Source organism: Phenylobacterium sp. (genome assembly GCF_030680185.1).
Classification (GTDB): domain Bacteria; phylum Pseudomonadota; class Alphaproteobacteria; order Caulobacterales; family Caulobacteraceae; genus Phenylobacterium.
This window is the reverse complement of the sequence record NZ_JAUXVZ010000015.1, coordinates 57152-76606: the sequence shown is the minus strand read 5'-3', so window position 1 is coordinate 76606 and position 19455 is coordinate 57152. Positions and strand designations below refer to the sequence as shown.

General features: G+C 68.5%; 19 protein-coding genes. 7 read left to right on the top strand and 12 right to left on the bottom strand.

The features are described from left to right. The coding region (gene cysC, locus Q8L83_RS03425; protein ID WP_305284745.1) for an adenylyl-sulfate kinase at positions 1-1528 on the top strand (1528 nt) is incomplete at its 5' end. A 61-nt stretch (positions 1529-1589) separates the two neighbouring features. Here the strand turns inward: cysC and Q8L83_RS03420 are convergent. From Q8L83_RS03420 to Q8L83_RS03400, 5 genes are all read right to left on the bottom strand, one after another. Then, entirely contained in the window at positions 1590-2015 is a 426-nt protein-coding gene (locus Q8L83_RS03420; protein WP_305284744.1) for a type II toxin-antitoxin system VapC family toxin, read from the bottom strand. Then, positions 2012-2260: a type II toxin-antitoxin system Phd/YefM family antitoxin gene (locus Q8L83_RS03415; RefSeq protein ID WP_305284743.1), complete on the bottom strand. Its 249-nt coding sequence runs from the start codon at positions 2258-2260 to the stop codon at positions 2012-2014. Before Q8L83_RS03415 ends, Q8L83_RS03420 begins: the two co-directional genes overlap by 4 nt. A gap of 156 nt (positions 2261-2416) precedes the next feature. Then, positions 2417-2947, bottom strand: a complete 531-nt coding sequence (locus tag Q8L83_RS03410; protein ID WP_305284742.1) for a GNAT family N-acetyltransferase — start codon at positions 2945-2947, stop codon at positions 2417-2419. Between the two features lie 152 nt (positions 2948-3099). After that, positions 3100-3567 (bottom strand): GFA family protein, encoded by a 468-nt coding sequence (locus tag Q8L83_RS03405; protein ID WP_305284741.1) that lies wholly within the window; start codon positions 3565-3567, stop codon positions 3100-3102. 56 nt (positions 3568-3623) lie between these two features. Then, entirely contained in the window at positions 3624-4220 is a 597-nt protein-coding gene (locus Q8L83_RS03400; RefSeq protein WP_305284740.1) for a TetR/AcrR family transcriptional regulator, read from the bottom strand. Positions 4221-4330: 110 nt separating this feature from the next. Here Q8L83_RS03400 and Q8L83_RS03395 point away from each other — a divergent pair, with 110 nt between their 5' ends. Next, positions 4331-4729: a RidA family protein gene (locus Q8L83_RS03395; RefSeq protein WP_305284739.1), complete on the top strand. Its 399-nt coding sequence runs from the start codon at positions 4331-4333 to the stop codon at positions 4727-4729. Between the two features lie 135 nt (positions 4730-4864). On the opposite strand, the gene Q8L83_RS03390 is transcribed toward Q8L83_RS03395, so the two are convergent. Beyond that, a complete protein-coding gene (locus Q8L83_RS03390) occupies positions 4865-5827 on the bottom strand; it encodes a phosphoribosylaminoimidazolesuccinocarboxamide synthase (RefSeq protein WP_370868347.1) in 963 nt (320 codons plus the stop codon). 241 nt (positions 5828-6068) lie between these two features. Here Q8L83_RS03390 and Q8L83_RS03385 point away from each other — a divergent pair, with 241 nt between their 5' ends. Continuing rightward, positions 6069-8552, top strand: coding sequence for a TonB-dependent siderophore receptor (locus Q8L83_RS03385; RefSeq protein ID WP_305284738.1), 2484 nt, complete (start codon positions 6069-6071; stop codon positions 8550-8552). Between the two features lie 39 nt (positions 8553-8591). Here Q8L83_RS03385 and Q8L83_RS03380 read toward each other — a convergent pair whose 3' ends face one another. Continuing rightward, positions 8592-9608 (bottom strand): NAD(P)-dependent alcohol dehydrogenase, encoded by a 1017-nt coding sequence (locus Q8L83_RS03380; RefSeq protein WP_305284737.1) that lies wholly within the window; start codon positions 9606-9608, stop codon positions 8592-8594. 79 nt (positions 9609-9687) lie between these two features. Here Q8L83_RS03380 and Q8L83_RS03375 point away from each other — a divergent pair, with 79 nt between their 5' ends. Further along, positions 9688-10320: a hypothetical protein gene (locus Q8L83_RS03375; RefSeq protein WP_305284736.1), complete on the top strand. Its 633-nt coding sequence runs from the start codon at positions 9688-9690 to the stop codon at positions 10318-10320. Here Q8L83_RS03375 and Q8L83_RS03370 read toward each other — a convergent pair. Together Q8L83_RS03370 and Q8L83_RS03365 are read right to left on the bottom strand one after the other, a co-directional pair. After that, on the bottom strand, positions 10286-11449 hold the full coding sequence (locus Q8L83_RS03370) for an MFS transporter (protein ID WP_305284735.1): 1164 nt from the start codon (positions 11447-11449) through the stop codon (positions 10286-10288). The two genes, Q8L83_RS03375 and Q8L83_RS03370, sit on opposite strands and share 35 nt — an antisense overlap. 44 nt (positions 11450-11493) lie before the next feature. Continuing rightward, the gene (locus tag Q8L83_RS03365) at positions 11494-12528 is read right to left on the bottom strand and encodes a DUF1176 domain-containing protein (protein ID WP_305284734.1); all 1035 of its coding nucleotides are present in this window, start codon (positions 12526-12528) and stop codon (positions 11494-11496) included. Positions 12529-12629: 101 nt separating this feature from the next. Between Q8L83_RS03365 and Q8L83_RS03360 the strand changes: the two genes are divergently transcribed. Beyond that, positions 12630-13004 (top strand): DUF423 domain-containing protein, encoded by a 375-nt coding sequence (locus Q8L83_RS03360; RefSeq protein ID WP_305284733.1) that lies wholly within the window; start codon positions 12630-12632, stop codon positions 13002-13004. Here Q8L83_RS03360 and Q8L83_RS03355 read toward each other — a convergent pair. Further along, the gene (locus tag Q8L83_RS03355) at positions 13001-14215 is read right to left on the bottom strand and encodes a multidrug effflux MFS transporter (protein WP_305284732.1); all 1215 of its coding nucleotides are present in this window, start codon (positions 14213-14215) and stop codon (positions 13001-13003) included. The genes Q8L83_RS03360 and Q8L83_RS03355 overlap by 4 nt on opposite strands. 102 nt (positions 14216-14317) lie before the next feature. Between Q8L83_RS03355 and Q8L83_RS03350 the strand changes: the two genes are divergently transcribed. Both Q8L83_RS03350 and pip read left to right on the top strand, forming a co-directional pair. Then, on the top strand, positions 14318-15313 hold the full coding sequence (locus Q8L83_RS03350; RefSeq protein ID WP_305284731.1) for an alpha/beta fold hydrolase: 996 nt from the start codon (positions 14318-14320) through the stop codon (positions 15311-15313). A gap of 8 nt (positions 15314-15321) precedes the next feature. Beyond that, entirely contained in the window at positions 15322-16317 is a 996-nt protein-coding gene (gene pip, locus Q8L83_RS03345) for a prolyl aminopeptidase (RefSeq protein ID WP_305284730.1), read from the top strand. Positions 16318-16319: 2 nt separating this feature from the next. On the opposite strand, the gene rodA is transcribed toward pip, so the two are convergent. Beyond that, on the bottom strand, positions 16320-17474 hold the full coding sequence (rodA, locus tag Q8L83_RS03340) for a rod shape-determining protein RodA (protein WP_305284729.1): 1155 nt from the start codon (positions 17472-17474) through the stop codon (positions 16320-16322). Beyond that, complete coding sequence (mrdA, locus tag Q8L83_RS03335) at positions 17471-19453, bottom strand: penicillin-binding protein 2 (protein ID WP_305284728.1); 1983 nt, start codon at positions 19451-19453, stop codon at positions 17471-17473. Before mrdA ends, rodA begins: the two co-directional genes overlap by 4 nt. Positions 19454-19455 lie beyond the last annotated feature (2 nt).

Genomic DNA, 19455 nt, shown 5'->3' with positions numbered 1-19455 from the left:
GGTCACCGGCGCCTCGACGGCGGACGCGGCCATCATCCTGATCGACGCGCGCAAGGGCGTGCTGACCCAGACGAGGCGCCATTCCTACCTTGTCTCGCTGCTGGGCATCCGCCACGTGGTCCTGGCCATCAACAAGATGGACCTGGTGGGTTGGAGCCAGGAGGTGTTCGACTCCATCTTGGCCGAGTATCACGACTTCGCCGCCCAGATCGGCATCCGCGACTTCACCGCCATCCCGATGTCGGCGCTGAAGGGCGACAACATCACCGAGCCCAGCGACAAGGCCCCCTGGTACAAGGGTCCGGCCCTTCTGCCGCACCTCGAAGCCCTCGATGTTGAGGACGACCTGCGGGAAAAGCCCTTCCGCATGCCGATCCAGTGGGTGAATCGCCCGGACCTCGACTTCCGCGGCTTCTCCGGCCTGATCGCCACCGGGACCATTGCGCCCGGCGACAAGGTCAAGGCCCTGCCCTCGGGCCGCGAAAGCACTGTGGCGCGCATCGTCACCATGACCGGCGACCTGCCCCGCGCGGTGGCCGGCCAGTCGGTGACCATCACGCTCACCGATGAGATCGACATCAGCCGCGGCGACGTGCTGTCCATCGCCGGCCAGCCGCCGGAAGTGGCCGACCAGTTCGAGAGCACCATCGTCTGGATGGACGACGAGGGCATGCTGCCCGGTCGCCCCTATCTGATGAAGATCGGGACGCGGGTCGTCGGCGCCAGCATCACCGAGCCCAAGTACAAAGTGAATGTGAACACCCTCGAACAGCTGGCCGCCAAGCGGCTGGAGCTGAACGAGATCGGCGTCTGCAACATCTCGCTCGACGCCCCCATCGCGTTCGACGCCTACAAGGATAACCACACCCTCGGCGGCTTCATCCTCATCGACCGGATCTCCAACCGGACGGTGGGCGCCGGCATGCTGCACTTCGCCCTGCGCCGCAGCCAGAACATCCACTGGCAGGCGCTCGACGTCTCCAAGGCCTCCCGCGCAGCCCAGAAGGGCCAAAAGGGCCGCGTGGTCTGGCTCACCGGCCTCTCGGGCGCCGGCAAGTCGACCATCGCCAACCTGGTCGAAAAGCGGATGCAGGCCGATGGTCGCCACACCTATCTGCTGGACGGCGACAATGTCCGCCACGGCCTGAACAAGGACCTGGGCTTCACCGAGGAGGACCGGGTGGAAAACATCCGCCGGGTCGCCGAGGTCTCTAAGCTGATGGTCGATGCCGGCCTGATCGTGCTGGTGTCCTTCATCTCGCCCTTCCGGGCCGAGCGCCGGATGGCCCGCGAGCTGATGGACGACGGCGAGTTCGTGGAGGTCTATGTCGCCACTCCCCTGGCCGTGGCCGAGCAGCGCGACGTCAAGGGCCTCTACGCCAAGGCCCGGGCTGGAGAGCTGAAGAACTTCACCGGCATCGACTCCCCCTATGAGGAGCCGGAAAACGCCGAGATCACCGTCGACACCACCACCCTGTCCCCCGAACAGGCGGCCGAGGAAATCGTCGCCTGGCTGACCAAGAACTAGGTCGGGACGACAGCTGAACTGAGGAGGGCCGGACGCGGACAAGCGACCGGCCCTTTTTGTTTCAGGCCAACTGCTCCGCCGCGACGCCCAGAGCGCGGGCCGCGTCGGCCATGCGTCGATCAAGCGTGATCAGAACATGCTGCTCGCGCCGGCACAGCGCGATATGAAGGGCGTCGGGCATGCGCAGCATCAGCTCAAAGCGCCGGACATAGAGATGGGCGACCTCAACATCCGACGAGGCCAGATCGGCCGGCGTCGCGCTGGTCACCCGCCAGGCGTCGAAGCTGTCGAGCAGGCCGCGGGCGTCCTCCCTGTCCAGGCGCCCCATCCGCACCAGACGCGACACCGCCGAGGCCGTCTCGCCGGCCGCGAAGGCGCTCACGACCACGGGCTCGCCCAGTCCCGAAACGAAGGCGTCAATCAAAGGGCTGGCCTCCTCCTCCACCAGGAGGGGCAGGATGGCGCTGGCGTCGAGATAGACGCTCAAACCTCGCCGTCCTCGTACATCTCCCGCAGCAGTTCGACCGAGCTGAGCGCCGGCCCGGCCGGCGTCAGGCGACGGGCGCGCAGCCAGTCAAGGTCCGCGCCGGGCGCCATGGGGACCTGGCGGATCGCCCGCAACTCCGCCACCGGCTTGCCGTGCCGGGTGATCACGATCTCCTCACCCTCAAGGGCGAGATCGATCAGCCTGGGGAGACCGTTTTTCGCATCGGCGACGCTGTAGGTGGACATGATCGGGCCCCTGGAAAGTAGCCATAATCATAGCCATAAATCCCCTAAACTCAAAGGCGCTTGATCCGACAGCTCTTCGCGCTCGCCGAAATTGGCCCTCGCAACCGTTAAAACTAACCGCTGCGAGTGTCTGCCAAGGGGGGTGAGCAGACCTTCTTAAGTCGAGCCTTCAGGCGACGCTGACCACACCAGCCCTCGCCAAGCGCCGACCCCCTTGTACTCCGCAACGAAGTCGCGCGAAGGGTCTCGCGCTAGGTTGAGCCGCTGCATGACCTTGAGAGATTTCGCGTTGGTCTGCTCGGTGTAGGCCAGGACTTCCTTGAGCTGAAGGCGAGAGAACGCATCCGTCAGCACCGCCCTCGCAGCTTCGGTGGCATACCCGAGACCCCAAGCCGTGCGGACGAGCCGCCAGCCGATATCGTGATGGGGGCCGATCGGATGCTCCAATCCGTGCTCCATGATGCCGACGTAGCCCAAAAAAATCCCATCATGCGTCTCAAGCGCCATCCGGCTGCAACAGGACCTCTTCCAAGCCGATCGATAGCCGTCGAGCTTGGCGTGGGCGCTTGCGACAGTCATCGGTCCGCCCTGGTCAGCCATCACTTGGCTGTCTCGAACCAGGGCGGCGAACGCCTCACGATCGCCCTCCTCGAAGGGGCGAAGACGAGTTCGGCTGGTCAGGATCATGCGCCATCGTTCGCCAAAAGGCTGACCCAGGCAAGGTCCGCAAAGGGTCGTGAGCAGCCCTCGCCTTCACACCGAGGCTTAGACAGCGCCCGCCGCCGGGGTGTCGGCCCCAGGCGATTTTCAGCTCAACGTTTCGAGCGAGCCGCACTTCCTCACCGCCTCACCTCCCACGCCTCCGTGTCGTGGTCGGGGTGCTGGTAGGACACGATACCCGCCAGGTAGACTGCCGCCTTGGGCTCCTCCACTGGGTGGACGGGCAGGCTTGCAAGGTCACCGAATTCAGCAACCTGCGCAGGCGAGGCGAGTTGCTCAGTCAGCCGCGCCTCGGCGGGGCGATCGAGGGCGCCGATGGCCAGGCTGACATGGCGGTCGCCATATTCAAAGGTCAGCGGCGTGCCGCAGTCGCCACAAAATCCGCGGCGGACCTTGTTCGAGCTCTGAAAGTGCTTGGGCGTCCCGCGGGTCCAGACCAGAGCCTCGAACGGCGCCCCCACATAGGGGCCGAACAACCCGCCCGTCGCCTTCTGGCACATGCGGCAATGGCAGATCGAGGCGTCGCCCAGCTCGCCCTCGACGCAGAATCGCACCGCTCCGCACTGGCATCCGCCGGTCACGCTCATCACGCCGTCTCCATCCGGGTTGTTCAAACCTCAGGGTCGCACAAGACGCTGGAGCGTCAACGACCGCGCCGGTTCAGCAGGCCTGATGTCAGCCGGCGAAAGGCGTCCACCGCCCGGCCCAGCACGGCAGGAGGATCATCCGCGGCGGCGACCCAGAGCGCGGCGTTCAGCGCCGCCCCATTGACCAAGCGGGCGGCGGCTTCAGCGTCCACGGGCGCAACGACGCCGTCGTCGATCAGGGTCTGGAGGGTCTCGGCTGTCGTTCGAAGACACGCCGTCTGGTTGGGCCAGCGTGACGGATCGCCCAGGACGGCGGGCCCGTCGAGCAGCATGATGCGCTGGATTTCCGGCTCCAGGGCCATCTCGATATAGGCAACGCCTTCATCGACAAACCCCTCCCAGGGGGATTGCCCGCGGGCGCCGGCGGCGCGCATGCGGGTCAGCATTTCGGCGTCGATCTGATCGATGACAGCCTGGAGCAGGCCCTTCTTGTCCCCAAAGTTGTGATAGAGCGCGCCGCGGGTGAGGCCGACCTCGGCCGTCAGGTCATCCATGGACGCCGCCGCATAGCCCTTGGCGGCGAACGCCGCCCGGCCGGCGCGGATCAGCTTCTCGCGGGTGTCGGCCACCATATCGGCCCGTCGCTTCGTCAAGATCGCTCCCACCTTCCAGCCATTGACATACGCTGCGTATGTCAGCTATCCCGGAAACACATACGCTCCGTATGTATATGCCGTCCCGCGCGCACTTGCAGGATTTTTTGATGATGCCCCGTGACCCCATCTTCCCCGCCGGCCGCCAGGCGCTCTATGAAATCAACCGCTACTCGGCCGCGATCCGCTCTGGCGATCTCCTGTTCGTCTCCGGCCAGGTGGGCAGCCGGGAGGACGGATCGCCGGAGCCTGATTTTCCGAAGCAGGTTCAACTGGCCTTCGACAATCTCAAGGCCGTCCTCGCCGCGGCGGGCGCAACGCTTGACGACATCGTTGATGTCACGACCTTTCACACCGATCCCGAAAACCAGTTCGGCGCGGTCATGAGCGTCAAGGACGCCATGTTCGGCGCGCCGCCCTATCCCAACTGGACCGCCGTCGGCGTCAACTGGCTCGCCGGCTTCGATTTCGAAATCAAGGTGATCGCGCGCCTTCCGGCCCAGGCCTGACCGCAAAACTCGCTGGCACAACAGCGAGGCCCCCGCCTCGCTTGCCTCCTGATCGCGACGTAGGGCTCAAACACCCCGAGCGTCGCCTTCTGACACATGCAGCAATGGCCGATGGAGGCGTGGCCGGGAGGCGCCTTAGCCCCCGCGGAAATCGCTCAGGGCCGCCAGAACGCGCGCCTGCACCGGCGGCGTGGGCTTGGGCGGCTCGAAGGCGCGCCCGGTGATCCGCTCGTGGGCTTCGACATAGGTCAGCGCCGTCTTCCAGATCAGTTCCGGCGGGATTTCCGGGATTTCATCGGTATAGGGGTCGCACCTTGCGGCCACCCAGGCGCGGATCACGTCCTTGTCGAAACTCTCCGGGCTCTGGCCGGCGGCGAGCCGAGATGGGTAGGTGTCGGCCCGCCAGTAGCGGCTGGAATCCGGCGTGTGGATTTCATCGGCGAGGCGAAGGGTTCCCTCGGCGTCGAGGCCGAATTCATACTTGGTGTCGGCGAGGATAAGGCCGCGCTCGGCGGCCAGCGCCTGGCCCCGGGCGAACAGCGCCAGGGCGGTTTCGCTGACCTGACGCCACTGGGTCTGGCTGAGCAGGCCGCGACCGACGATCTCGTCAGCGGTCAGCGGCGCGTCATGAGCCCCGTCGACGGCCTTGCTGGTCGGCGTGATCATCGGCGTCTCCAGCGCCTGATTGTCGGCCAGGCCGTCGGGCAGCCGATGGCCGTACATCTCGCGCTGGCCGGCCCGGTACATGGTCAGGATCGAGGTGCTGGTCGTACCCGCCAGATAGCCGCGCACGACAATCTCCACCGGCAGGATCTCAAGGCGCCGACCGACGACAATGTTGGGGTCCGGATAGTCCAGCACGTGGTTGGGGCAGAGGTCGGCGGTCTGCTCGAAGGCCCAGCGGGCGACGCCGTTCAGCACCTGTCCCTTGAACGGCACGCAGCACAACACGCGGTCGAAGGCCGACAGCCGGTCGGAGGTGACCAGGATGCGCCGCCCATCCGGCAGGTCGTAGTTGTCGCGCACCTTGCCGCGATAGAGGCCGGGCAGCTCCGGATCGATCGCCTCGCGCAACACCCGGTGGGCGCTGGCCGCCAGCCTGGCTTCATCCATGGTGGTCACGGTCGTCTCCCTAACAGTCCCACCTATGGGGCCGGACCCAGGTTCCGGCTCAAGCTCTATTTTCAGCCGATCGCGTCGGCGTCGAGCCGATCAGCCGCCCCTCCGCCACGTCTGCCGCCTCGTTTGCGCCCTGATCGCGACGGAAACAGCGGCATCGTCCGTGAGACGAGACAAGGGTGGTCTCCCCGCCGCCCAGTCAGCATCAGGATACTGCGTTTTGCGTCTCGCTCCTCAACGTCGCCCCGTCGCTCGCCTGCGGGCCCATCTCCTCGCCGGCGTGGCTCTGGCCAGCCTGTCCACCGCCGCCTTCGCCCAGGAGGTCGACGACTACGACTATGGCGATGTGGAGGTCGAGGAGCTGGTGGTCAGCGGGTCGCGGCCGGCCGGGTCCGTCATCGGCGACATCACCCCGGAACTCACCCTGTCGCCCCAGGAAATCCGCGCCTATGGCGCCTCAAGCGTCACCGAACTGCTGGAAGCGCTCGGCCCCCAGATCGGCAGCGGCCAGGGTGGCGGACGCCCTGTCATCCTGATCAATGGCGGCCGTATCTCGGGCTTTTCCGAGATCCGCGACCTGCCCACCGAGGCCATCGCCCGGGTGGAGATCCTGCCTGAGGAGCTGTCCCTGAAGTACGGCTATCCCGCCGAACAGAAGGTGGTGAACATGGTGCTGCGGCCGAGATTCCGCGCCACCCTCGCCGAGGCTTCGGCCACCTCGCCCACCCAGGCCGGTGGCGGCGAGACCTTGGGCGTCCACGGCGCGCGGCTGGATATCCTACAGGGCCGGCGTCTGACCCTGGACGCCAAGGCCAACACCACCGACTCCATCGAGGAGAGCGACCGCGACATCGCCGGCGGCGAAGGCGCCTTCCGCTCCCTCCAGGCGCAATCGACCGATGTGAGCCTCAACGCCGTCTACGCCAAGCCGCTCGACAACGGCGTGTCCTTCTCGGTGAACGGCCTGTTCGAGGCCAGCGAGCGCGAGTCCCGCCAGGGCCTGTCGCCCTTTGGCCGCGAGGCCCAGCTGCGGAACACCCAATCCCAGACGGCGCGCCTGGCCGCCTCGGCCACCGGCGCCCTGGCCGGCTGGCAATGGTCGACCACCGGCGAGGTCGAGCGTGGCGAGACCGATACCGACACCGACCGGGCCTCGGGCGGCGCCGCCTTCCTCGACACCACCCGGACGGTCAGCACCTCGGCCCAGGCGGACCTGGTTCTGAACCGCGCGCTGTGGGAGATGCCGGCCGGCCGGGTCAGCACGGCGCTTACGGCCCGCGCCTCGGCCACCGAGCTGGAGGGCGAGGCCACCCGGCTGGGCGTCGATCAGACCAGCGACCTGTCGCGAACCGTCGGCGAACTGCGGAGCAATTTCGACATCCCGCTGACCCGGGCCGGCGAGGGCCTGGGCGAACGGATCGGTCGCCTGTCCGGCAACGTGAACTTTGGCGTCGAACAGGTTTCCGACTTCGGCGCCCTGGAAACCTACGGCTACGGCCTGAACTGGCGGCCGACGCCGGAGATCCGCGTGCTCGGCTCGTTCAGCCGCAGTGAGGAGGCGCCGACCATGAGCCAGCTGGGCGACCCCGTCTCCGTGACCACCGGGGTTCGGGTCTTCGACCTGGCGCGGGGGGAGACGGCCGAGGTCACCCGCACCACCGGCGGCGTCGCCGACCTGGACGCCGGGCGCAAGGACGTCTTCAAGCTGGGCGCCACCTATCAGCCCTTCGACGAAATCAATCTCCGCTTCCAGGCCAACTACGTCTCCAGCCGCACCCACGACGCCATCGTCGCCTTCCCCTCGGCCTCGACCCAGGTGGAGGCGGCCTTCCCTGACCGCTTCACCCGTGACGCGTCGGGCGCCCTGACAGCCATCGATGCGCGGCCGGTGAACTTCGCGCTTCAGGCCCGGGACGAGGTGCGCTGGGGCCTGACCTATTCGCGGCAGGTCGGCACGACGCCCACCGCCGATCAGCGGGCTGAAATGCGGCGGCGTTTTGAAGCGGCGCGGCCGGCCGCCGCGGCTGGCGCGCCGGCTGAAGGCGAGGCGCAGACGCCGCCTGCTCGTGCGCCCGGCGGCGAAGGTCCCCCCGATGGCCCGCCCCCTGGCGAAGGTCCCGGCGCCGGCGGCCCTCCGGGCGGCGGCCCGCCCATGGGCGGTGGCGGCGGACGCGGGGGCGGAGGACCGGGCGGCTTCGGCGGCTTTGGCGGCGGCGGTCCGCGCAGCGGCGTCTTCCAGGTCGGCCTCTATCACACCTACGCCTTCCGCGATGAGGTGCAGATCGCGCCGGGCCTGCCCAAGCTCGACCTCCTGGATGGGGCGGCCCTGGGCTCGGGCGGCGGCTCGCCACGTCATGAGGTCGAGCTGCAGGCCAACTATTCCAAGTCCGGCCTCGGCGTCGCCATGGACGCCAACTGGCAGAGCGCGACCCGGATCGACGGCGGCGCGACCGGGGATGACCTCAAATTCTCCGACTTCGCCACCGTCAATCTGCGGCTGTTCGCCGATCCCGGCATGCAGCGCTGGGCGCGGCAGTACACCTGGCTGCGCGGGGCCCGGGCGACCCTGTCGATCGACAACATCTTCGACAGCCGCCAGCAGGTGCGCACCGCCGACGGCGTGGTGCCGATCACCTACCAGCCCGACCTGATGGATCCGGTCGGCCGCACCGTCCGCCTGACGGTGCGCAAGCTGATCTTCTGAGGCCTTGGCGGCCGGCCGCGGCGCCGGCCGCCGATGACCCTAGAACTCCAGGACGATCTTGCCGAAGTGCTCGCCGCCGGCCATGGCGGCGAAGGCGGCCTTGGCCTCCGTCCAGGGGAAGACCTTGTCCACCACCGGCGCGATCTGGTGCAGCTCGATGGCCTTGCACATGGCCTCGAACATGTCGCGGGAGCCGACAAACACGCCCTGCATCCGCGCCGCATTGCCGATCAGCACGGCCGGATTGATCCCGGCCCCGCCCTGGGCGACCACGCCGATGATGGCGATATGGCCGCCGATGCGGATGGCCTTCAGGCTCTGGTCGATGGTGCCCTGGCCGCCCACCTCCATGATGAAGTCGGCGCCGACGCCGCCGGTCGCCGCCTTCACTGGCTTGGACCATTCCGGCGTCTCGCGATAATTGACCAGATGGTCGGCGCCCATCGCCTTGGCCCGGGCCAGCTTCTCATCCGACGACGAGGTGATCAGGGCGCGCAGGCCCGCGGCCTTGGCGAACTGCAGGCCGAAGATCGACACCCCGCCCGTGCCCTGCAGGACCACCGTGTCGCCGGGCTGCAGGTCCCCGTCCTCGAACATGGCGCGCCAGGCGGTCAGGGCCGCGCACGGCAGGGTCGCCACCTGATGGTCGGTGAGGAAGTCCGGCACCTTCGACACCGCCTCCTGGCTGAACACCGCCAGTTCGCGGCCGGCGCCGGGAATCGGCGAGCCCAGGGCGGTCATCGCCTTTTCCAGGGTCGGCGGTCCCGAGATCCAGCCCTGGAAGAACATGGTCGCCACCCGGTCGCCCACCTTCACCCGGGTGACGCCCTCGCCCACCGCCTCGATGACGCCGCAGCCGTCGGAGAAAGGGGTCACCGAGCCGCTGGTGGCCGAGGCGCGGCTGTACATGCCGTTGATCATCATCAGGTCGCGATAGTTCAGCGACACGGCCTTCATCCGCACCAGAACCTCGCCATGGCCCGGCGTCGGATCGGGCGCCTCGATGATGGTCAGGTGGTCGGGCCCCCAGGGGGCGGCGGCTTGCAACGCGCGCATGGTCTTTGAACTCCTACGTTTGGGCGAGTGTCACCCCCCGACGTTGGGGCATTCAAGGCTAGTTGGGATATAAGGGGACATGACCACCCCTCGCCTGCTGCTCTGCGGCTTCGGCAGCTTTCCCGAAGCCCCGCTCAATCCGTCCGCCGCCGTCATCGCCACCCTGGCCCGCGAGGCCTGGGCGCCGCCGGGGGCGGAGATCGACTTCCTGACCCTGCCCGTCCAATGGCAGGGCGCGGCCGAGACCATCCTGCGGCAGTTGCAGAGCACGCCCGCGGGCGGCGTCCTGGTGGTCGGCGTGGCGGTGGAGGCCGAGGCCTTCCGCGTCGAGACCCTGGGGCGCAACTGCGCCAGTCGCGATCGCCCAGACCAGGCCGGCCGGGTCTGGGGCTCGCCCCATGTGGCTGAGGCCGGCGCGGATGTGATCGCAGCCACCGCGCCCTGCCAGGCCATGGCCTCGGCCCTGGAGACCGAGGGCCTGCCGGTCACCCTGTCGGAGGACGCCGGCGACTATCTGTGCAACTTCACCCTTTACCGGCTGCTGCACGCCAAGGCCGCGCCGCGGGTGGGCTTCCTGCATGTGCCCCAGGCCAGGGAGTGTGCGGAGACCGCCGCCTTCGACCTCGCCCAGATCCGCCAGGCGGTCACCGCCGCCGCGGCCGCCTTTTGCGCCGAACTCACCCGTCCAGTCGCCGAACCCCATACAGCCTGAGCGCGCCGGCCAGCCCCAGGGCCGAAATGGCGGCCATGGCGAAATAGCCATAGGCGCCCACCGCGTCGTAGAGCGCGCCGGAACCGATGGTCGCCAGGCCGATCAGCAGGCCGCCGGAAAAGGCTGAGTTCACTGTCTGGGCCGCAGAGGCGTTGCCCGGCAGGGAAAGCCGCTCCACCAGTTGCAGCGAGGCCATGAAGGTGGCGGCGAAGGACAGGGCGTGAAGCGCCTGGATGGGAAACAGCAGCCAGAGCGGCGGCGAGAGCGCCAGCGTCCCCCAGCGCACCACCGCCGCCACCCCGCCGATCACCAGCAGGCGACGGGGTCCCACCGCGCGGCGCCACGGCTCCATGAACCAGAGGAAGCCGATCTCGATGGCCACGCCGAACCCCCAGAGGATTCCGGTCAGGCTTTCGGGGATGCCCTGCGCCTTCCAGACCAGCGCCGAGAACCCGTAATAGAAGGCGTGGGCCGACTGGATCAGGCCGACCGACACCACAGCCAGCATAAAGCCCTTGTCGGTCAGAAGGCCTTTCAGCCCGGCCATGCGCTCGGCGAAGGGCGCGCGCCCGCCGCCTTCGCGCACAGGGTCCGCCGGCAGCAGAAAGCGCGCGCCCACCGCTGTCAGCACGGCTGCGGCGATGATCCAGGCGAGCACCAGGTCGGCCGGCCCCTGGACCAGCAGCACCCCCATGGTCACATTGGCCAGGATGAAGGCCGCCGAGCCGATCCCCCTCGGCCAGCCATAGTTGAAGCCGTCCCGTCTGGCGCGGGCGAGCACGATCACGTCGGTGAGCGGCGAGATGGTCGAGAGCGCCGAGGCGGCCACGAACCAGACGGCGAACCACCACCAGAATCCGAACGGCGCGGTCAGCAGCACATAGGCGCAGGCCGCCACCGCGCCCATGACGATCAGCGGCGTTCGCCGCAGGGCGAAGCTGTCGGCCCAGACCCCGATGGCCGGGGCGGTGATCATTCGGGCCATCATCGGCGCCGACAGGATCAGGCCGATCTCGGCGCCCGACAGGCCATGCCGGGCGAACCAGACGGGGATGTAGGGCGCGCTGGCGCCCAGCCCCACGAAGATGGCCGAATAGAACAGGCCCAGGCGCACGGGCAGCGACGGCATGGCGGAGCCTGCGGAAAGAGGAGCTCGACCGCTCTAGCTTGAGTCTAACGCGACCGGTAGCTGACCGGCCAATACTCCGACGTCACCCCCTGGCAGTCGGGCATCAGGGTCTGGTGGGTCATGACGAATTCGGTCCCGGTCCAGACCCAACTGTTCATCGCCCCGCAGTCGCCCAGGCCCCGCCCCATCTCGTAATTGGTCAGGGTCTGGGTTTCAGCGTCGAAGCTGATGTTCATCAGCTCAGCGACCCGCTCGTCGTCCGAATAGGGGACGTTCAGGGCCTGCACGTTCCCGCCCGCCTCGTCGGTGAGAAAGAGGCTGTAGATGACATTGTAGGCCCCCCGGCTGCAGACGGCGCCCCAGAAGATCTTGCCGGCCGCCAGGCGGGCGACCTGCGGGTCGATGCCCAGATCGGCGATGTCCTCGTCGCATTCGCTCAGTCGAGCCTTAAGGGCGGCCGACGGCTCCCCTGGCAGATCGTCCTGGCCGACCCGCGGCGCCGGGGTCACCTGTGGCAGAGCCGGCGGCGCGGACATGCTGGAGGCTGGCGCCGGCCCGCGGGCGACCAGGGCCGTCGTGGTCCCCGCTCGCTTCTGCCGGTCGTCCATGAACCGCAGGGCCGCCGACGAGCCGGAAAGCGAGATGGTCGTCGCCGGGTTGCGCCCCTCCTTCAGGGTCAGGTCGGCGCCATTGGCCAGCACCGCCAGCAGGGCCGCGCTCTGCTCGGGCGTCAGTTCCGTCAGCCGCCGCTCGGGATCGTCCTCGATCAGCGTGGCGGGCACGGCGGCAAGGCCCCTGGGCGTCACCCCATCGACCGCAAGCGCCAGGCTGGTGTCCGTCGTGCCGGCGGTGACCAGGTCGATCACCGGCGCATCGGCTGGCCCCGCGCCGCGGGTCACCCGCAGGAAACCGGAGCTGCCCATCTCGCCCAGCTCGCCAAAGCCGAAGGCTGTACAGACGCGGGCGTTGTCGCAGACCACGCTCCAGGCGCCGAAGCTGCCGCTGTCGGCCAGGGCCGCCCCGCCGCTGGCGCCCACGGCGAGGGCCGCGGCCCCGATGGCGATGTTCCGCAAGCCCATCCTCGATCTCCTGGCGTCGCCATACGATTCGCCTGCAGGGTGGCGCCGGACGATGCTGGCGTCACGCCGTCATGGCGCCGCTGATAACGCAGGAGCATGCGATGGGTGTCGAGCGCATCTGGCTGGGACTGGCCGCCGTCGGCGGTGTGCTGGCCGTCGCCATCGGCGCCTTTGGCGCGCACGGGGTCGCCGATCCGCAGGCCAAGGCCTGGATGGACACCGGCGCTACCTATCTGATCCTGCATTGCCTGGCGGTGTTCGCCGCGGCCTTCGTCGCCGCCCGCGGATCGCGGTTGGCCCGCGCCGCGCCGCCGCTCTTCCTGGCGGGCGGACTGATCTTCTGCGGGACCCTGTTCGCCATGGCCATGGGCGCGCCGCGCATCCTGGGCGCCGTGACGCCCATCGGCGGTCTGCTGTTCATGGGCGGCTGGGTGGTGCTGGCCATCGCGGCCATGGGCAAGCCCGCGACAAGCTAGGCCGTGGCGGCCCTCGGCAGGGCCATGAACCGCAGCACCAGGGCAGAGCCGGCCAAGGCCAGCGCCATGGTCACCGCCATCGGCGCGGGCGTGCCGTCATAGGCCAAGCCCGTCAGGCTGGCGGCCACTGCGCCCACCCCGAACGAGGCCCCGCCCATCAGGGCCGAGACCGAACCCGACCGGCTGGGATCGACGCTTAGCGCGCCGGCCATGGTGTTGCCCTGGATGAAGCCATAGGTCGACAGGATCAAAAACAGCAGCGGCAGCACGGTCCAGCGCTCGCCAAACCCGGTCACCGCCGCCAGGGCGAGCAATGCGCCGAAGCCCACGGCGATCAGGCTGGCGCGGGCCAGAACCTGGTCGGGACCGGCATATTTCAGCAGGTAGCGGTTGGCCTGGCTGGCCCCGATCACGCCCGCGGCGTTCAGGCCGAACACCCAGCCGAAATTGGCCGACGAGATTCCATAGACCTCGATCAGCAGCACCGGCGAGGCGGCGATATAGGTGAAGAGCGTCGCCCCGTTCAGCGCCCCGGCCAGGGCGTAGCCCACCAACCGTCGCTGCCGCAGCAGGGCGCGGAAGGCGGCGAAGGGGTTTTCGGCGCGGGCCTGGGCGGCGGTGGCCTCCGAACGGCTCTCCTCCAGGCGGAACAGGGCGAAGGCGCCGACGATCAGGGCGAAAGCCACCAGCACCCAGAAGATCGCGCGCCAGCCGGCCACCTGCAGGATCAGCCCGCCCAGCAGGGGCGCGACGATCGGCGCGATGCCCATGATCAGCATCAACAGCGACAGCATCCGCGCCGTCTCGGTGTGGTCGAAGCGGTCGCGCACGATGGCCCGGGCCACCACCCCGCCGGCGCAACCGCCGAGGGCCTGGACGAAGCGGGCGGCGATCAACATTTCCGGCGTGGTCGAAAGCGCGCAGACCACGGTGGCGGCCAGATAGACCGCGATGCCGACCAGGATCGGGCCGCGCCGTCCGAACCGGTCCGAGGCCGGCCCATAGATGAACTGACCGATGGCCATCCCGGCGAAAAACGCGGCCACCGTCGTCTGGGTCTGGGCCGCGCTCGCCCCCAGCGACTGGCCGATGGCCGGCAGGCTGGGCAGGTACATGTCGATGGACATAGGCGCAAAGGCCGTCAGCGCGCCCAACAGGATCACGAGGCCCCAGGGCGTGGGGACCGGGGCGGCGGCTTGGACTTTGGTCATGCCCCTATCTAAGGGATGGCGCCCACAGGGAAAGCCCCGGCCTTGCCTTCCCCCGGGTTATCGGACCACTTTTCACGAAATCCCGCGCCCCTGGAGCCCCCCATGTCCCCTGCCCTGCCGCCGGCCCTGAAGACCCTGATGCCCGTTGTTCAGACCGCGCAGGTGAACGGGATCGAGATGGCCTATTACGAAGCCGGCCCCAAGGACGGCCCGGCCATCGTCCTGTGCCACGGCTTTCCGGAAACCGCCTTTTCGTGGCGCCATCAGATCCCGGCCCTGGCGGCCGCCGGCTACCACGTCATCGCCCCGGACCAGCGCGGCTATGGCCTCACCTCGGGACCGGAGGCGGTGGCCGACTATGACATGGCCCATCTGACCGGCGACCTGGTGGGGCTGCTCGATCACCTAGGCCTGGAGAAGGCCGTGTTCTGCGGCCATGACTGGGGCGGCTTCGTGGTCTGGCAGATGCCGCTGATGCATCCCGAGCGCTGCGCCGGGGTCATCGGGCTCAACACGCCCTTCCTGCCGCGCTACCCGGCCGAGCCCATCTCGCTCTTCCGCCAGATCTATGGGCCGGACATGTACATCGTCTGGTTCCAGACCCCGGATGAGCCTGACCGGGTCCTGGCCGCCGACGTGGCCAAGACCATGGCCTTCTTCATGCGCAAGCCCGCCGCCCTGCGCGAGGCCGGCGAAAAGAAGGAAGGCGGGTCGAGCTTCGCCTTCGCCCAGGCCCTGGCGGCCTATGATCCGGCGGCCGACACCAACCAGTTCCTCAGCGCCGAGGAGATGGCGGTCTTCGTCGCCCTGTTCGAGCACAGCGGCTTCACCGGCGGCATCAACTGGTATCGCAACTTCACCCGCAACTGGGAGAACGGCGCCGATCTGCCCACGCGGATCGACAACATCCCCTGCCTGATGATCATGGCCGAGAAGGACGCGGTCCTGCCGCCCTCCATGGCCGACAAGATGGGCGACCACATTTCGGACCTGGAGAAGGTTCTGGTGACCGACTCCGGGCATTGGACCCAGCAGGAGCAGCCGGACGCGGTTAACGGGCACATCCTCGACTGGATGCGGCGGCGTTTCCCGGCGTAAATAGCCGCATGGATCGCCCCTCCCCCTCCGACTCCGTCTCCGCCTATGGCCAGCGCCGCGGCCTCTATCGCGAAAACGAGCCCTTCGCCCACGGATGGCTCCAGACCGAGAGCGAGCACGAGGTCTATTACGAGGAGTGCGGCAATCCCGACGGCAAGCCCTGCGTGATCCTGCACGGGGGTCCGGGCGGCGCCATCAACCCGACCATGCGGCGGTTCTTCGATCCGGCCAAATGGCGCATGGCCCTGTTCGACCAGCGCGGCTGCGGCCGCTCGCACCCTAATGCGCGGCTGGAGCACAACACCACCTGGACGCTGATCGCCGACATCGAGCGACTGCGGGTCAAGCTGGGCGTCGAGAAATGGACCGTGTTCGGCGGCTCATGGGGCTCGACCCTGGCGCTGGCCTACGCCATCACCCACCCCGACCGGGTCGAGGGCCTGGTCCTGCGCGGGGTCTTCCTGCTGACGCAGCGCGAGCTTGGCTGGTTCTACCAGAACGGCGCTTCGATGCTGTTCCCCGACGCCTGGGAACGGTTCCTGGCTCCCATCCCCGAGGACGAGCGCGGCGACCTGATGGGCGCCTATCACCGGCGGCTGATCCATGCCGACCGCCGCGTTCAGTCGGAGGCCGCCACCGCCTGGAGCCAATGGGAGGGGGACACCATCTCCATCCGCGGCCCCGAGGCCCGGCCGTCCAAGTTCAACGAGGTGGACTTCGCCATCGCCTTTGCGCGGATCGAGTGCCACTTCTTCGTCAACAAGGGCTTCTTCCCGGAAGACAACTGGATCCTCAAGAACGTCGACAAGATCCGCGACATTCCCGGCTGGATCGTCCAGGGCCGGTTTGACGTGGTGACGCCGATGGACGCGGCCTGGCGGCTGAGCCGCGCCTGGCCGGAGGCGAGGCTCGACGTGGTGTGGGACGCCGGCCACGCCTCCACCGAGCCCGGCGTGGTCGACGCCCTGGTGCGGGCCACCGACGCGGCCCTGGTTGGCCGCTAAGCCTAGACGAAGGCGCCCTTGCCGCTGGTGACCTCGGTATAGCGGTGCACCCGCACCGACTGGACCAGGCCAAAGCCGATCATTACCGTCAGCATCACCGTGCCGCCGTAGGACAGCAGCGGCATGGGCACGCCCACCACAGGCGCCAGGCCCATGACCATGGCGCCGTTGATCAGCACATAGAGGGTGAAGGTCGCCGTCACCCCCGACGCCGCCAGCCGGCCGAAGTGGCTGTGAGCCAGGGATGCGGTCCGCAGGGCCATGAAGATCACCGCGGCGAAGATGGCCAGCACCGAGGCGCAGCCCAGGAAGCCGAACTCCTCGGCCAAAGTGGCGAAGATGAAGTCGGTGTGCTTCTCGGGCAGGAAGTTCAGCTGGCTCTGCGAGCCCAGCCCATAGCCCTTGCCGAAGAAGCCGCCGGAGCCCAGGGCGATCTTCGACTGCAGGATATGATAGCCCGAGCCGGACGGATCGCTCTCGGGATCGAGGAAGGTGAGCACCCGCTTGCGCTGGTAGTCGTGCATCACGAACATCACCATCGGCGGCACGGCGACCAGAAAGGCCAGGGCGGCGGCGCCGATGACCCGCCAGGAAAGCCCCGCCAGCACCACGATCGCCGCCCCGGTCAGGGCGATGAGCATGGCCGTGCCGAGATCGGGCTGATGGGCCACCAGCAGGACCGGGGCCGCGATCATCAGCGCCGGGATCAGCAGCCACCAGGACAGGCGGGCGTTCTCGGCCGAAATCCCGTGGTAAAACCGCGCCAGGGCCAGGACGATGCCCACCTTCATCACCTCTGACGGCTGGAAGCTGATGAAGCCGAGGTCCAGCCAGCGGGTGGCGCCCATGCGCGTATCGCCAAACAGCTCGACGGCCACCAGCAGCGCCAGGCCCAGGCCATAGATGGGATAGGCCAGCGCAAACCAGACCCGGATGTCGAACAGGGCGAGCGCGATCATCAGGATCAGGCAGAAGCCGAAGCGGAACAGATGGGCGCCCGCCCAGGGCTCCCAGGAACTTCCCGCCACCGAGAACATCATCAGCGCGCCCGTGCCGGCCAGCAGGCACAGCGCGATGACGAAGGTCCAGTCGATCTGGGTGAACTTGACGACGAGCCGGTCTCGTTCCCCCGGCCGGGTCAGGGCGCTGACGGTCATGTAGGCGCCGCGGGATCGGCGGCGAGCGGCGGACCTTCGATGGGGGCGTCCGGCGCCTGGCCCACCGGCGGCACGTCGCTCACGTCAGGCATGGGCAGGGGCCGCTCGATCCGGGCGCGAATTTCGGGATCCTTCAGCAGGGCCACCCGCATCACCTCGCGCGCCCGGGGGGCCGCGGCCGTGGCGCCGCCCATGCCCCCGTGCTGGATGATCACCGACACCGCATAGCGGGGGTCATCGATGGGGGCGAAGGCGACATAGAGGTTGTGGTCCTTCAGGCCCCAGCGCACGCTGTCGCTGCTGCGCGAGGCGACGCCGTCATAGCTGCGGACCTGCGCCGTCCCGGTCTTGCCGGCCATCATCACGTCGCCGAGGCCCAGCTGGCTCTGGCGATAAGCTGTGCCGCTGCGGTCGTTGGCCACCGAGATCATGCCGGCGCGCACATAGTCCAGGTGTTCAGGGGAAAACGGCAGGGGCGGCACCTCGTCCCCGGGCGGCATCTCCACCCCGCCCACCGACTTGATCAGCCGTGGATTGAGCTGTTTGCGGCCATTGGCCAGCCGAGCGGTCATCACCGCCAGCTGCAGGCCGTTGACCGCCACATAGCCCTGGCCGATCCCATAGCTGACGGAATCGCCGGGGTGCCAGGTGGGGTCGCGCTTGACCTGGGTGCGCTTCCACTCGGTGGAACCCACCACCCCGCTGCGCTGGCCGGGGATCCCGATGTCGAAGGTCTGGCCAAAGCCCAGGGCCTTGGCGGCGCGGGCGATGTGGTCGGGCCCCATCCGCAGGGCGACCTGATAGAAATAGATGTCGCAGGAGTTCTTGATGGCGTCGTGCATGTTCTGCGGCCCGTGGCCGCCATGGCGCCAGCAACGCCAGGTGCGCCCGCCGAAGTACCAGCCGCCACCGCAGTTGATCCGCTCCTCGGGATTGATGCCCGCGCTCAACGCCGCCAGAGCGGTCGTCATCTTGAAGGTCGAGCCGGGCGGATAGGTGCCGCTCATGGCCTTGTCGAGCAGGGGCCGCCGCTCATAGTCGGCCAGGGCGCGGTACTCGGCGGTCGACAGGCCGCGGACGAAGCGGTTGGCGTCGAAGCTGGGCGTCGAGACCATGCACAGCAGGTCGCCGCTGCGACAGTCCATGAGTACGATCGCGCCGCTCTCGTCCCCCATCACCTCCAGGGCGCGGTTCTGAATGTCCACATCCAGGGTCAGTTCGACGGTCTTGCCCGGCTGGGCCGGGATGTCCCCATCCTGGTCGTGGCGGATTTCGCGGCCGCGGGCGTCCACCTCGACCTTCTTGGCGCCGGTCCGCCCGCGCAGATCGAGATCGAACGCCTTCTCCACCCCCTGGCGGCCGATACGGAAGCCGGGGTGCAGCAGGATCGGCTCGGAATTGGGGCCGGTCTCGGTCAGGTCCTCGCGGTTCACCTTGGCCACATAGCCGATCACGTGGGCGAAGGCGCCGCCGTGCGGATAGACCCGCACCTCGCCCATGTCGGCGGTCACATGGGGCATCTCCGGCGCGCGGACATTGATCGCCGAGAACTGCTCCCAGGTCATGTCCTCCAGGACCGAAACCGGACGCTGGTTGGGCGTGCGCTCGAACTCGCGCATCAGCCGGGCCTGGCGGTCATCGTCCAGGGGCACGAAGTGGGCCAGGGTCTTCAGGGTCGCGCCGGGCTCATGCACCCCGTCCTTGACCACCAGCAGGCGGAAGTTCGGGCGGTTGGTGGCCAGGATCTCGCCGTTGCGATCGACGATCAGGCCCCGCGGCGGCGGCACCAGGCGGAAGTTGAACTGGTTGGAGGCCGACAGCTTCTCATAGCGCTGCGCCTCGAGGATCTGCAGGTGGGCGAGCCGGCCGCCGAGCGCCAGCATGCCGGCGCCGGCGAAACCGCCCAGCAGGAAGCTACGGCGGTGGAAGGTGCCCTGCCGCTCATTGACCTCGGAGAAGAAGATGGACGGCTCGCTCAACG